The organism is Pseudoalteromonas sp. SR43-3, from assembly GCF_014163875.1.
Classification (GTDB): Bacteria; Pseudomonadota; Gammaproteobacteria; order Enterobacterales; family Alteromonadaceae; genus Pseudoalteromonas; species Pseudoalteromonas distincta.
Genome location: NZ_JACJEC010000004.1, coordinates 173,186 through 188,123 on the forward strand (window position 1 = coordinate 173,186; position 14,938 = coordinate 188,123).

General features: G+C 39.7%; 9 protein-coding genes. All 9 read right to left on the minus strand.

Annotated features, from left to right (window positions below; genetic code table 11):
* Nucleotides 1–26 precede the first annotated feature (26 nt).
* The 9 genes from H5088_RS07200 to H5088_RS07240 all read right to left on the minus strand — a co-directional run bounded on the left by H5088_RS07200 (nucleotide 27) and on the right by H5088_RS07240 (nucleotide 14,938).
* Entirely contained in the window at nucleotides 27–1,916 is a 1,890-nt protein-coding gene (locus tag H5088_RS07200; protein ID WP_220488843.1) for a bifunctional diguanylate cyclase/phosphodiesterase, read from the minus strand.
* A gap of 176 nt (nucleotides 1,917–2,092) precedes the next feature.
* Nucleotides 2,093–3,232 carry an aspartate-semialdehyde dehydrogenase gene (gene asd, locus H5088_RS07205; RefSeq protein WP_004334779.1) on the minus strand — a complete coding sequence of 380 codons (1,140 nt, stop codon included), beginning with the start codon at nucleotides 3,230–3,232 and terminating at the stop codon, nucleotides 2,093–2,095.
* 203 nt (nucleotides 3,233–3,435) lie between these two features.
* Nucleotides 3,436–6,132, minus strand: coding sequence for a TonB-dependent receptor domain-containing protein (locus tag H5088_RS07210; RefSeq protein ID WP_182752556.1), 2,697 nt, complete (start codon nucleotides 6,130–6,132; stop codon nucleotides 3,436–3,438).
* 64 nt (nucleotides 6,133–6,196) lie between these two features.
* Entirely contained in the window at nucleotides 6,197–10,285 is a 4,089-nt protein-coding gene (locus H5088_RS07215) for a hypothetical protein (protein ID WP_182752557.1), read from the minus strand.
* A gap of 296 nt (nucleotides 10,286–10,581) precedes the next feature.
* On the minus strand, nucleotides 10,582–11,910 hold the full coding sequence (locus tag H5088_RS07220; RefSeq protein WP_182752558.1) for a lipopolysaccharide assembly protein LapB: 1,329 nt from the start codon (nucleotides 11,908–11,910) through the stop codon (nucleotides 10,582–10,584).
* 44 nt (nucleotides 11,911–11,954) lie between these two features.
* Nucleotides 11,955–12,560: an energy transducer TonB gene (locus tag H5088_RS07225; protein WP_024597386.1), complete on the minus strand. Its 606-nt coding sequence runs from the start codon at nucleotides 12,558–12,560 to the stop codon at nucleotides 11,955–11,957.
* Between the two features lie 12 nt (nucleotides 12,561–12,572).
* On the minus strand, nucleotides 12,573–12,986 hold the full coding sequence (locus H5088_RS07230; RefSeq protein WP_004334764.1) for a biopolymer transporter ExbD: 414 nt from the start codon (nucleotides 12,984–12,986) through the stop codon (nucleotides 12,573–12,575).
* A 53-nt stretch (nucleotides 12,987–13,039) separates the two neighbouring features.
* Nucleotides 13,040–13,567, minus strand: coding sequence for a MotA/TolQ/ExbB proton channel family protein (locus tag H5088_RS07235; protein ID WP_010552929.1), 528 nt, complete (start codon nucleotides 13,565–13,567; stop codon nucleotides 13,040–13,042).
* A gap of 3 nt (nucleotides 13,568–13,570) precedes the next feature.
* A complete protein-coding gene (locus tag H5088_RS07240) occupies nucleotides 13,571–14,938 on the minus strand; it encodes a MotA/TolQ/ExbB proton channel family protein (RefSeq protein ID WP_182752559.1) in 1,368 nt (455 codons plus the stop codon).

The following is a 14,938-nucleotide window of genomic DNA, read 5'->3' on the forward strand; positions in this document are numbered from 1 at the left end:
ACAAACTTTGTGAAAAAGTCAGCGCTCTAACTAATAAGTTTAAGCGCGTCGGCAAATCTAACTGGTTTACTGAATATGAAACCTTGATACTTATCAATTTGTAAGCTTTGTAATAACGTTAACTGAGCTGGGCTTTCTACGCCCTCCGCTATTACTTGGCAACCTATCATATGCGACATGTTAGTTACCGCAGATACAATACTTTTATCTTTTGAGCATTCACAAATGTTATCAATATAAGATTTATCTATTTTAATGTAATCAACTGACAGCTCTTTTAAAACCGATATAGAAGAAAACCCGGTACCAAAATCATCAATAGAGATACGTACACCGGTATTTTTTATGGCCGTAATCACTTTTGACAAATACGGTAAATTTTTAATCATGACTGTTTCTGTTATTTCTAAATGCACATTGTATGGTTTAACTGCGTATCTATTTAAAAGCGCAACTAAAAAATCTAAAAAATTATGGTTTTCTAGTTGCAAGACAGACACATTAATCGACAATCCAATCTTACTATTAACCGCATTTAACTTACTTAAACTCGCAATGGCTTGCTCTAGTACAAACTCACCTAATATATTAATTTTTCCATATCGCTCTGCAATATCTATAAATTCTGAAGGGGGGATAAATTCATCATTAAATTGCCAACGAAGTAATACTTCAAACGTGGTTATTTCATTTGTGCTTATATCAACAATGGGTTGATAACAAAGATGAAAGTCACCTTTTTCTACGCACTCTTTAATTGAGCTACGAAGTACTTCTTCTCTTTTAAGCGATTCATGCATTCGCTCGTCAAATACCGATATTTCGTTACGGCTTTTCTTACCTTCATACATAGCAACATCAGCGTATTTAATCGCGTCTTCAAGATTAAAATTTTCACGCGTAAAATAAAGCCCAACCTTAAAAGAAGGGTTTACTTGATAGCTATCCATACTCACTGTTTTTGTTAAGGTTTTAACTAATCTAAAAACACAGTCAAAAAGTTCGTCTTCGGTGTTATTACGGGAATAAAAAATAAACTCATCCCCACCCCATCTACACGCAATAAAATCGCCTTGAGTTTGTGTTTCAACTAATCGTTTACCTGTTTGGGCCAGCACAAAATCCCCAAAATCGTGACCGTATTTATCGTTGATGATTTTAAAATCATCCATATCTAAAAATAAAACGGCTTTAATATCATCATTGTGATTGGCTAAATCAAGTTCAACATTAGAAACAAAACTACCACGGTTAAATAACTTAGTGAGGTTATCTCTTTGCTCTAAAAGGATTATTTGCTCGGTGCGAAGTTGCACTTCATTTTCTAAGTTTTCAATAAATTGATCTAACTTAAGTTCATTATTAATTGATAATTTTACATCTTTTGCAGTACGTACAGCAGTGACAAAGCATAAAATAAACCATAAAACGAGCCCTAAAATACCTAGTACATTCTCATCTTCAATAGGCTGTAAAAGTAATAAAATACTAAAAGGAACCAATAAACAGGTTATATACGACAATGAAGAGCGAATATCGGATGCTAAAACATTTACACCGCCACCAGCAAGGGAGCTAAAAACAACGAGTGATATAAACTTCTCCTGCATTTGCATTTTTTCATAAAACAAAATAGGAAAAGCAGCCCATGTTAAAGCCGTTAATAATAAACCTATAAAATACAGGTGATATTTAAAAGCATGGGTGTTGTTAACAAATACATGGCTCGCTATTCGAAGTAATGAAATAAATGATAACGTAAAAAGCCAGTAAAGTTTTTCTTGCGAGGCGCTGTGGTTAATACTACTAAAAATAAGAAAACAAGAAACAACCGTGTTTATAGCAATTGCAGAACTAAAATAGGAGCTAACAAATGCTAATCGCTTATTGGCAAAGTTATTTATGTGAGAGGTCATTAATGTTACTTGAATAGGCTGTTGCACAATGTAAACAGTTTACTTAAGTTCAATAATAAACAACAGTGAACATTCATAAAAAAGTATTATTTGAGCCTCTTAAGCGGTTTTATAAGCCATTAAACTAAAAAGGGCTGGCAAATTGCCAACCCCTTTTTGTTAATGTTGATTACTTATCACTCACCATCAACAATTATGCGTAGCATACGACGAAGTGGCTCTGCCGCGCCCCATAAAAGCTGATCGCCTACTGTAAATGCGCTAATGTATTTTGGTCCCATCGCTAATTTACGAATACGGCCAACAGGAATGCTTAAAGTGCCCGTTACTTTAACCGGTGTTAAATCTGTGGCACTAATTTCACGCTCGTTTGGAATTACCTTAACCCACTCATTATGAGACGCTAAAATTTCTTCAATTTTTTCTACGCTAATATCTTCACGTAATTTAATGGTCATCGCTTGCGAATGACAACGCATAGCGCCAATACGAACACATAAACCATCAATTGGCACTGGTTGCTTAGAAGAGCCTAAAATTTTGTTGGCTTCTACTTGCGCTTTCCACTCTTCTTTAGACTGACCGCTTGGCATTGGTACGTCAATCCACGGGATTAAACTGCCCGCTAATGGCACACCAAATTGGTCTTGTGGTAAGTCTTTTGACGCCATTGTTTCACTGACTATTTTATCAATTTCTAAAATAGCAGAACTTGGGTTATCTAATTGCTCGGCAACACTTGCATGAATAGCGCCCATTTGTGCAATAAGCTCTTTCATATTTCGCGCACCAGCACCAGAGGCCGCTTGGTAAGTCATTGGGCTTACCCATTCAATTAGGTCTTGCTCAAATAAACCGCCTAATGCAAGTAGCATTAGCGATACTGTACAGTTACCGCCAACAAACGTTTTAACGCCTTGCTCTAAGCCTTGTTCAATAACATCTTTGTTTACGGGATCTAGCACTATTATGCTGTCTTCACTCATACGCAGTGCTGAAGCTGCATCAATCCAGTAACCATCCCAACCCGACTCGCGTAATTTTGGATATACCGCATTGGTGTAGTCACCGCCTTGGCAAGTAACAATAATATCCATTTTAGCAAGTTCGCTAATGTCACTTGCATCTAGCAATGGTTTTGCGTCGCCTGCTATATCAGGGCCTAGTTGACCCGCTTGTGAGGTGGTGAAAAAGGTGGTGTCGATATGGGCAAAATCACTTTGCTGCTGCATACGTTCTAATAACACAGAGCCAACCATGCCACGCCAACCGACTAATCCTACTTTTTTCATTGTTTGTTCCACTGTTTGATTCATAAAAGATGCCTTAATACATTAAAAATTAAATTCATTGCGTGAGATTTAATTTTCATTAACGTCAAAATAACACCACCAGCGCGCTAAAACTAGTGAATAAAGTAGAACTTAAATATTTTTCATAGTCATAAAGAAGCCCTGTATTAAATACAGGGCTAATAGGTAATTAGGTTTTATTATATCCCCCTTCCTTGGGTAGAAAATTAAAACTCGTAGCTAAAGCTTAAACTAAACTCAGTGCCTTCTTCTTGACGCCAAAGTGTTAAGTTTTCTTGTTCAATTTCTTTTTCTTGGCCAAGTATATTTTTAACTTTAAAATTAACTTTAGTATTAAAGTTAGGGAAGTAAGAATAAACTAAATCAAGAGAATGAAATGACTTTTCTTCTGCGTCTTCGTTACCACGCGTACCTGGTACAATTATGCGCGGCCCAAACACGTTATAAACAACTGAAGTAGAATGAAAACCATCAGCAGAGTCATAACCCATTTGTAAGTTTGCTACCCATTCAGAATGACCAACTAAACGACGTTTATTATTAGTAACAATGTTAGAAACAGAGTCAGCTTCCAACGCCTCTTTTAGTTGTTGTTCAAATAATGAATCAACCCCATCAGCATCGTTTATGCCAAGCTCAACACTTGAATCCGATAGAGTAACGTTACCTGATAAAAATATGGCAGATAAATCATTATGAATAAAACTAAAGTCAGTTAAAAAGTCTACCTCAATACCTGTTAGTTCACCCGACTGCGCATTTGCTGTTAGTAATTGCGGAGCAGCTCCACCAACACCCGCTAACTCAACCATTTCAATTGGGTTTTCAATATCTTTATAAAACAAAGCAACTGATAGATTGTTTCCTGAAGGCATGTACCACTCAAACCTAAAGTCAGCATTTTTTAGCTTAGAGCTTTGAAGTGTAGGCGAGCCTCGCACTAAAAACTCTGTTAGTGGGTCAACATAATAAGTTGAGCTTACATCACGCATATCTGGGCGAATCGTCGTTTCACTTAAGTTTAAGCGAAACTGCATTTCTTCATCCATAATATAAGTAATTGCTAAAGAAGGAAAAAAGTTATCTTCTTTTATTGCAACTTCGCTCACTTCTTCAATTGTTCCATCAAAGAAATTAGTATGAGCCTGAAAAGGCACTGATATTTGAGAAAAGTCTTCCCAACGAATACCACCGGTTATACGCCATGTGTTTTCGTAGAAAAAGTCGGCCATAAAATAATAAGCGTCTAACTTATGTGCAGCGCTGTACTTATCACCATCTGCGGTACCATCATCAAAAATACCAGAGCCTGTAATACTTGTATAAAACTCACTATTAGCTAAATTTTCGTCAGAAAAAATTTGGTCTATGTTTGAGCCAAATGTATATTCATCTGTTATACCACGGTGCGTAATACCAAATTGAATATTACTTGCATCACGTTTTTTTTCAGAAAAATCGCCACCCACCTTAAGCTCTAACTCATAGCCATCACCATAAAACGGGATGCCCATATTCCAACCATATGTATCTACGTCATCATGCAAAGTTTGATAATCACGTGTTACGTTTGTTGCAGCAACATCTTGTAACTGCTCTGATTCAAAAACACCATCATTTAAGTTAGTTTGAAAAACAACATCTAACGCACCTGGAGCATCTCTGTTGGCGCGGCTTGTACCTGCATACCAATCAAAAAATAAATTTTCTAATTCAGGAAAATTATGCGTCCCTTTGAGCTGCGTAGAGAACATTTCACGCTCTTCATACATAACGTCAACACGGCGTAACTCAGTAACACCTTCTTCTGACTCGTTAGCATCGAAAAAGTCACGATTACGCACTCTGTCACTCATATCATGCAGAGCTATATTCGTTAGTTCAAATTTATGGTTATTATTAAATTCATAACCTAAATTTAATGTGCCACTCCAACGAACGGTTTGTTCAGTAGATATGCCATCATAAGTTTGTGCAAAACATTTATCTTCGCAGCCCAAACTACCTAAATTTGTACCGCTTTGCTCTTTAACTACTTCCCATTCATTGTCATAGGAAACAGCTGCAAGAACGCCAAAAGTACCTACTTCAGACTCAAACCTATCACCTAGTGCTACTGAAAAATTCATGCCTGGATCAACGTCTTTCTCAGTAGGTCCAACTTGCCAATCTAGAGATTGTAAGAGCGCTTGACGCTGCTCAAGCGAAGTACTGCTGTCACCTTCAAGTCCTGCATCACTTTTAAGCGCTGTAGAAATTAATGAAGGTAAAGCACGTGTACCATCATCGCGCCCCATCCAATCATCATCACTACCACTGTAAAAATAACCGGTGTCACTGTTAGAGGTGTTATATGAAGTACCCAACTGTATTTTAAACAAAAAATCAGAAGGAATAGATTTGGTGCGTATATTTACATTACCACCACCAAAGTGCGCTGGCATATCAGGAGAAAACGATTTCTGCACACTTAAGCTTTCAATAATATCCGATGGAAATAAATCCAGTGGAACAACTGATCGAGTGGGATCTGGGCTTGGCACATACATGCTATTAAGTTGGGTACTTGAATAACGTTCACCCAAACCACGAACATAAATATATTTACCATCGACTAAAGTTAAACCAGTCACACGACGAAGCGCTGAAGCTGCATCGCCATCACCTGTGCGTGATATTTGATCAGCACCCATAATATCAGCAACAAATGCCTGATTTTGACGCTCTTGTAGTACTGCGCCTGCACTACCTTTTAGTCGCTGGCCAACAGCAACTACTTCTTCTATTTCTTGCTCTTCGGCTTCGGCTGCTATAGCTGTGTTTACTGATAGCCCCATAATTGCAGCCATAACTGCGCAATTTAGTTTACATAGAACAAGAGAAGAGGGTTTAAAAGATTTCATTTTTATACTCCGAAACAAAACAAGACATTAGCCGAGCTTTCGCTCGGCTATAATGTGGTTTGGATTAAAGACCTACCTTAACCCAACCTGCTGTCCAGTCTGTTTGTGCATCCATTGCACCAATGTAATCTACTGAATCAAAGTAACTATCTAGGCTTGAAGAATCAAAACCATTACCTAACAGTAATGACTCAGCCGAAGGCATATATCCGTTATCTGCTAAACCAAGGTCTGTGGCTGCTTGCACAGAGTTACCTGTTTGGCCTAAGAACCAAGACTCAACATTACCAGTACCAATTGCTTGCGTACCAAAGTTATTTGCCGTTTCACATGCAACAACTGAGTGAGTAACAGTTAATGTACCATCCTCTGCGCGAGGAGCTGAATCTGAACCTACACGTAAACAATTTGAATAATCTGCCCCACCTGTCACAACCACGTTTTTAAGCATACCCGCAGTGCCTGCACGTAGACGTATACCGTTAACCCCTACATTACCAATAATAGTAACATTAGAAATTGTAGGCATTGTGAGTGGTGTTGCACTTGAATCAAACTCAGAGTTATCCGCCTCAATTGCATTATCACCTGTTGATTCGGCTTGCTTGATAAGTACGTATTGCGCTTTACCCGTCCAACCAAATGACCAATCTAGTGAGTCATCACCAATATTAGTTAAAACAAGGTGACTGATGTTTGCAGTACCACCGAAAAATTCAACACCATCGTCCAGGTTTTCATGAACGTGAATGTAATCAAGCTCTGTTTGACTACCAACACCAGCAAGCGTAATGCCGTTTAACTCATCTCCGTTACCTAGCGTTTTACCTGCTTGTTTAACTGCCACGTATTTTAAAGTACCTGAGTTATCTTCTGGGTCATTACCACCAAATTGGCCAGCATCACCTTCAGCAGACACACCACAGTTTGCAAGCTCATCAGCGGTAGCTTCGCCTTCTTGATCGCCACACGAGTTAGCCGGTGCATTACCTAAAAGCACTAAACCGCCCCATTGACCAATAGTCGTTTCGCCACCAGTAACATCTTCAATAGACGTCATAGTAATTGGCTGAGTTGCACTGCCCACGGCCTCTATTTTAGAACCACGGCGAACAACTAAAAAGTCATCACCCGACTCGCCAATAAGCGTAGTACCAAATTGAACATATAAAGTCGTTTCATCAGCGCGGTCATTACCTACGGCTGTACGGCCTTTTAGAATCCAATGTGCATCGTTAGTTAATGTTACGTCTGAAGTGAATACAACATCAGAAGTTAACTGATAAACTGGCTTGTCTGTGATTTCAGGAAAGCTTGCTGATACATCAGTAGCAAAACCCTGCTCTAAGGCGTTTTGAATATCATCAGGAAAACTTGGTGTTATAGCGACTGTCCAACCATCCATCCAGTTATTATCGCCATCAAACGCACCAATATAATCTGTTTTAGTAAAGAACGAATCAAGGTCTGACGAATCAACACCCGAACCTAATAATGGTGAGCTAGATTTAGGTGTAAAGCCATCGGTTGCTAAACTAAGGGCAGCAGCTGTCAGCGTTTGGTTACCTGTTTGGCCTTCAAACCAAGATTGAACGTTACCACCACCAATTGCTTCACTACCAAAGTTATTATCTTCACTACATGCCACTACTGAGTTTTCAATAGAAAGCTCTCCAGATTCTGCATTTGCTACAGAGTCAGAACCCACACGTAAACAGTTTGAGTAACCTTCAGGTCCTGTAATTACTACATTACGTAGAACGCCCGCTGTACCTGCACGTAAACGAACACCGTTAGTACCATCAGCACCTACAATTGTTACGTTAGAAATTAGTGGCTTTGTTAAAGGTGTAGCATTTGAATCAAATTCTGAGTTATCCGCTTCAATAGCGTTATCACCACCAACAGCACTTTGTTGAATATAAATATTTTGCGCACGACCAGTCCAACCAAACGACCAATCAAATGCATCATCACCAATATCAGTAAGTACTATGTTACGAACATTTACAGTACCACCAAAAAACTCAACGCCATCATCAAGATTTTGATGAACTTGGATATATTCTACTTTTGTTGCAGAGCCTACACCCGCGAACGAAATACCATTAAGCTCATCGCCGTTACCAAGAGTTTTACCTGCGTGCTTAACAACAATATAACGAAGAACACCTGAGTTATCATCGCTAATATCGCCACCAAATTGTCCTGCATCACCTTCTGCAGATACACCACAGTTAGCAAGTTCTTCAGCAGTCGTTTCGCCAGTTTGATCGCCACACGAGTTAGCAGGAGCATTACCTAAAAGTACTAAACCGCCCCATTGACCAATTGTTGTTTCAGCGCCTGTTACATCTTCAATAGATGTCATTGTAATAGGTGCAGTTGCATTACCATTTGCGTTAATTTGCGAACCACGACGAACAACTAAAAAGTCATCACCTGATTCACCAATTAATGTCGTGCCTGCTTGAACATAAAGTGTTGTAGCGTCTGCGCGGTCATTACCTACTGCTGTACGGCCATTTAAAATCCAATGTGCGTCATTTGTAAGTGTTACATCCGCTGTAAACGTTGTATCTTCAGCTAAGCGATATACTGGCTTATCTGTAATTTCCGGAAATTCGCTAGAAACATCTGATGCTAAGCCTTGCGATAGCGCATTATCAATATCAGTAGGAAAGCCACCATTGATACCAACAGTCCAACCTTCCATCCAATTAGTTGAGCCATCAAAAGCACCAATTTGCGTATTTGCAATAAGTGGCGAGCCAGCAAGTGGTGTATAACCGTTGTCATCTAGCATTAAATCAGCTGGAGTAAGTGTTTGGTTAGCGTCTTGGCCTTCAAACCAAGATTGTACATCGCCACCGTTAATAACTTCGCTGCCAAAGTTATTCGCTGCAGTTTGACAAGCAACAATAGAGTTTGTAATCGTAAGTGTGCCATCCTCAGCACGAGGTACTGAATCTGAACCTACACGTAAGCAGTTTTCATAAGTAGCTGGGCCCGTTACAAATACATTTTTAAGAACCCCTGCAGTACCCGCACGTAAACGAATGCCGTTATTGCCCTCAGCACCCACAATTGTAACGTTTGAAATAGTAGGTAATGTTAATGGCGTGGCGCTTGAGTCAAATTCAGAGTTATCAGCTTCGATAGCGTTATCGCCTACGTTAGCCGCTTGTTGAATGTAAACATTAGTAGCTGAACCCGTCCAGCCAAAAGACCAATCTAGCGAATCGTCACCAATATTTGTAAGTACAACATTGCTTACATTAACTGTGCCACCAAAGAACTCTATACCATCATCAAGATTTTCATGTACTTGAATATAATCAACCGTAGTTGCAGAGCCAACACCGGCAAACGTAATACCATTTAACTCATCACCATTACCTAACGTTTTACCGGCTTGCTTAACAAGTACATACTTTAAAGTACCTGAATTATCATCACTGATATCGCCACCAAACTGACCTGCATCACCTTCAGCCGACACACCACAATTAGCAAGTTCATCAGCTGTTGCTTCACCTTCTTGGTCGCCGCAAGAATTTGCTGGCGCGTTACCTAATAATACTAAACCGCCCCACTGACCAATCGTTGTTTCTTGAGCTGTAACATCTTGAATTGAGGTCATTGTAATGGGCTGACTTACAGTCCCTACCGATTCAATTTGTGAACCGCGACGAACAACTAGGAAGTCATCTCCTGTTTCGCCAATAATCGTTGTACCTTGCTGAATATAAAGCTTGGCGTTATCTGCGCGATCATTACCAACCGCAGTACGGCCATTTAAGATCCAGTGTGCGTCGTTTGTTAACGATACATCAGTAGTGAACACGGTATCTGCAGCTAAGCGATATACGGGCTTATCTGTAATAGATGTAAACTCACTAGAAACATCAGTTGCTAAACCTTGAGTTAGTGCATTATCAATATCAGTAGGAAAGCCAGTGGTAGCATTTTGTGAATCATCACGTGATGACGTTTCACCACTTGTATCGTCACCGCCTTCAATAACGTTAGTTACTGTATCACCTTCATTAATAGTTGTGTCGCCTTCAGATACTACTAAGTCTCCACCACAACCAGCTAAAGATACTGCAGTTGCAATCAAACTTACTTTGAATAAGTCAGATAATTTCATTGTTCACTCCGTTAAAGTATTTAATTATTTTTTAGGTGCTCAAATAAACTCAAGTCACCATAAAACACTTAAATAATGCTTTAAGGTCACTTGAGTTTAGCTGCGGTTACAATACGGGAGACTTATGACAAAGTAGTTACAGTTTAATAACCATAAGATGACAAAAGTAACTTATTTAAAATCAAATAATTGAATGCTTTTAGAGACGATAAAAACCGCCCTGAGGCGGTTTTAGTGTTGCGATTATGAACTGGTTTTACACGCGTTACTTGTTAATTAGTAAAGCGCTTTAAAATTTACAGTAAAGCTGTTCTAAGTGTTTCTGCATGCACTTTTTCGCGCTTTACATATTTGATCCACTGCTGTGCTAAACGCTGAGATTTTTTATGTTTTTCTGCCTGCTCAAACGCTAAAATTGATGCATCAAAATTTTGCATGTTGTACTGCGCCATACCCAGTGCAACAAATGCATTTGATTCAAAATCAAGGCCACCTTTATCAAGTGCTTTACGCGCTGCATCGGCGGCTTCTTCATATTGCTCTGTATTTACAAACACTTCGGCTAAACGTTGATCGTATTTACCGTGCTCAGATAAATCAGCAGCTTTTGCAAAGTAGGTAATAGATTTTTCATCTTCTTTAGCTTGGATCATCGCCTCGGCAACAAAAGCGTAGTTTTTTGCTGTTTTTTCAGCAATATCTTTATAAATGGCATCGCTCATCACTTTTGCAGCTTTAAACGCTAAACCATTGTATAAATACACTTGCGCTAATTGGCGTAAATCAGATTTAGAGGTTAAAAATCCTTGCTGGTAAGCGGCTTCAATTACCGCCAACTGTTGTTTTTCCCTACCTGTTTCACCATACATACCCGATAACTGCACCCAATACTCAGGCTTATTATAAAGCTTTACCATGCGCTCAAGTACTTCAACAACTTTGTCAGCTTGATTAAGCGAGTAATACATTGCACGCTGAAGTACTAACCAGTTTTCCTTAGGAATTTTACCTTCGCTATCACTTAAGGAGATAACTTGGGAGATATACTCAAGCCCTTTTTTATAATCCTTTAACTGATAGTATGTTTGGGCTCTTAACAAGTAATAGCCTTCTGTTTTAGGCTGAGTGTTAATACTGTCCCAATCATCTAAAAAAGAGATAACTTTAGTGTAATCACTATTAGCCATAGCCAGTTGAGCCAAGCTAAATGTAGTGCTTAAACGAAGTGACTCAGGAATGGCTTCCTCAGCTACCACTTTTTCAAACGAGGCAATCGCTTTTGGTAAGTCGTTTTCGTTGTAATAAATAAACCCGTAAAAGTTATGCATCATTGCCACTTCGTACGAGTTCATGCTTGCAGCTCGCTCTTGAATGCTATCAAGCGCTTCAAGTCCACCTTTAACATCACCATCGTCTGCAAGTTTTTGGGCACGAGCAAGCTGGCTATAAACCTTTTCACGTAGTGCTGGTACACGTTTCGTTTTTTGTTCTTGCTCTGCATATGCCGTAGCTACATGTAGCCCTGGAATTAGGCTTAGAGCACTTGGTGTAACAATACTTGTACTGATCGCAGCGGTACAAAATAGTGTTAACTTTAAAAGTTTAGCTGTAGGTAGTAATTTCATAATCGCCTCGCATTTCTGTCCGTTTACTCGTGGTTAATTACTAATTAACCGCTAATTTGGAAAGATATTTTGTTCTGAACACCCGCAACTTCAACGGCTTCACCGTTTACTACGCGCGGTTTATATTTAAATTTAAGGGCTGCATCCATCGCAGCTCTATCAAAAAGTGACTCAGGCTCTGCTTTTACTACTTGTGGGTCGCGTACAGTGCCTTGTTTAGTTACTGTAAATTCAACAATCACGTAGCCTTCTATGCCACGTGATAACGCACGGCGCGGATAAACTGGGGCCACCTTTACAATCGGTAAGTATTCACCATCACTTGTTTCAAGTGCTAACCCGCCGGCTAAATTTACATCCGCATCTACATTGGCACCAAAGTCAAAGTTGTTAGCATTTGCTGTAGCATCACTATTTTGCATTTGCGGTGATTCCATTGGTGGTGGCGGCTCTTTTGGTGTTGGTGGCTTTTGTGGCTTACGCTCTTTTTTTTGTACGGTTTCTTCTTTTTTCAAGCGAACAAAATCAAGTACGTTACCCTTAACCGGATCCGTCATAGCGCCTTCACCGCCAGTGATCAGTGCCTGCATGCCTAAAAACAACATAAAGGTCACTACACCGGCTATCACTAATGCAACTAAATATCGCAACATAACTAGCCCTTAAGACGCATCTTGTGCGGCAATTGATACATCAAATGCGCCCGCCGCGCGCGAGGCATCCATCACCTTTATTAACATTTCGGTAGTGGCTTTTTTATCCGCTTGAATCACAACGCTACCTTGTGGATTTTCTGCTTTTAAACGCTCGATATTGGCTTGTACTGCGCGTACATCAATTTGACGTTTATTAATCCAAATCTCGCCTGTATCAGAAATAGCCACTAAAATATTAGCACGCTCTTTTTTAACAGCTGTTGCGGCTTCTGGGCGGTTTACATCAATACCGGCTTCTTTAACAAAAGAGGCAGTTACAATAAAGAAAATAAGCATGATAAATACAACGTCTAACATTGGGGTCATGTTTATTTCTTCAGCTTCGTCTTCTTGAAATAGGTTTCCTAACGGGGCTCTCATTTTTATTCTCCTAGGATGAGCGGCTTTATATAAGCCGCTTATCAAAATTTTGCTTAATGGTCTAAAACCATGCTGTCTTGTAGTAGTTCTACTTCGCGCTTAGCTTTTCGTTGTAAATACGTTGAGGCAAATACCCCAGATAACGCACCTACCATGCCTGCCATTGTCGGGATAGTTGCTTTTGATACCCCTGATGCCATTGAGCGCGCACTACCTGTGCCGGTAATTGCCATTACATCAAACACTTCTATCATGCCCGTCACCGTGCCTAACAAACCAAGTAGCGGGCACAAAGCAACCATCACGTTAATCAAAGAAAGATTGGTGTTTAAGCGCATACCAGCTCGCGATATCATCGCTTCGCGTATTTGCTCTGCATTCCAGCTATCACGTTCTGCACGGTTAATCCAATTGGCTTTAAGAGCGTGTTTATAGCTTCTAAAACCATTAAAAAAGTAAATAAATCGCTCGAGTATCAATAACCACATCGCGAAGATTAACACCCCGATGACCAAGAGAACTTGGCCACCAGTGTCGAGAAAATCACGGATAGCATTGATTGAATCAATCAATAGCACCATGGTTTATGCTCCTTTCTCGCTTCGCTCTGCAATAATACCGGCGCTCTGCTCTTGAATAGTTAACAAAATATTTTTAGCGCGCGTATTAAGTAAGGTGTATAAAAATACCGTTGGTATGGCGACCACTAAGCCCAATACCGTTGTTACTAGCGCTTGAGAAATACCACCCGCCATAAGCTTAGGATCCCCAGTACCAAATAAGGTGATTGCTTGGAATGTATTGATCATGCCGGTTACCGTACCTAATAAACCTAGTAGCGGCGCAACAACAGAGATGATTTTGATAAGTGTTAAATTACGCGTCACTTTTGGCATTTCACGTAAAATAGCTTCACTTAGTTTAAGCTCCAGTGTGTCGTGTGAAACACTTGGAAATTGATCTTTTACTTTCATTACGCGTCCAAGCGGATTGTCATCACGTGCAACTGTATCTTTAAGCTGGCGACGAATTTTACCGCCCATAATCAATAGTGAGAAAAAACGCTCAAGTGATATAAGAAGTGCAATAACACCTACGCCTAAAATCACATAACCCACTGTGCCACCTTGATGAACACGTTCTTGTGTATCAGGTGCTTGTACTAATAAACCAAGAATAGAGCCGCCTGTTGGGTCAAGTGCAAATTGCACCACGCCACTTTTAGTGCTTTGTAGCTCTTCTGCTGTTGCAGTAAAGCGCGATACAGGTTGGCGAGTTAATTCACTCAAAGAATTAGTCGAGGAATTAAACTCTAAATACTTACCGTTTGATATAAGGTTAAATGCGCCCACTCGCACAACTTCTTGCTGTGCTTTAGTACCGCCTTCAACAATAACACTTGCGTTAAAACGACTTACTTTACCTTGCTCGGTCATTTCGCGTTGTAATTCAAACCATACTTTTTCAATATCTTCTATTGAAGCAAGTTTTGAAGTTGAACCCATCTTTTGAGCAAGGTCATCCATAAACATACTGCGCCCAGCAATCTGAGCAGATATTATTGATGTCGCAAACTTATTACTAGAATCCCCTGCAACTTGTTGAAGAACGCCAAACAACTCTTTAAGCGAACCCATGCGTTTAGAAAGCGTGTCTGTTAAGTTAGCAAGTTTTACTTCGTTTTCTTCAAATTGCGTTTCTAGACGTTCAGATTCCACCAGCATTTGATTGCGCTTTGCTTGGGTATTTTTAAGTGTTTGTACTTGCTCGTTTTGGCGAGCAGCAAACTCTTGTTCACGTTGTTTATTTTGCTCGCTTTGAGCTGATTTACCATTTTCGAGCGTTTTAAGTAATGAATCTAAGTTCATTGGCTCTGCCGCTATACTTGCACCAGTAATGCTTAGGCTTGCAGCAAAAAGAGCTATTTTTGTCATTTGAGTAAACAATTTCAT

Excerpts from the sequence above, each read along its gene's own strand:
- H5088_RS07200 (WP_220488843.1), bottom strand. The coding sequence starts at position 1,916 with ATGACCTCTCACATAAATAACTTTGCCAATAAGCGATTAGCATTTGTT.
- asd (WP_004334779.1), bottom strand. The coding sequence starts at position 3,232 with ATGAATCAAACAGTGGAACAAACAATGAAAAAAGTAGGATTAGTCGGT.
- H5088_RS07210 (WP_182752556.1), bottom strand. The coding sequence starts at position 6,132 with ATGAAATCTTTTAAACCCTCTTCTCTTGTTCTATGTAAACTAAATTGC.
- H5088_RS07215 (WP_182752557.1), bottom strand. The coding sequence starts at position 10,285 with ATGAAATTATCTGACTTATTCAAAGTAAGTTTGATTGCAACTGCAGTA.
- H5088_RS07220 (WP_182752558.1), bottom strand. The coding sequence starts at position 11,910 with ATGAAATTACTACCTACAGCTAAACTTTTAAAGTTAACACTATTTTGT.
- H5088_RS07230 (WP_004334764.1), bottom strand. The coding sequence starts at position 12,986 with ATGAGAGCCCCGTTAGGAAACCTATTTCAAGAAGACGAAGCTGAAGAA.
- H5088_RS07235 (WP_010552929.1), bottom strand. The coding sequence starts at position 13,567 with ATGGTGCTATTGATTGATTCAATCAATGCTATCCGTGATTTTCTCGAC.
- H5088_RS07240 (WP_182752559.1), bottom strand. The coding sequence starts at position 14,938 with ATGAAATTGTTTACTCAAATGACAAAAATAGCTCTTTTTGCTGCAAGC.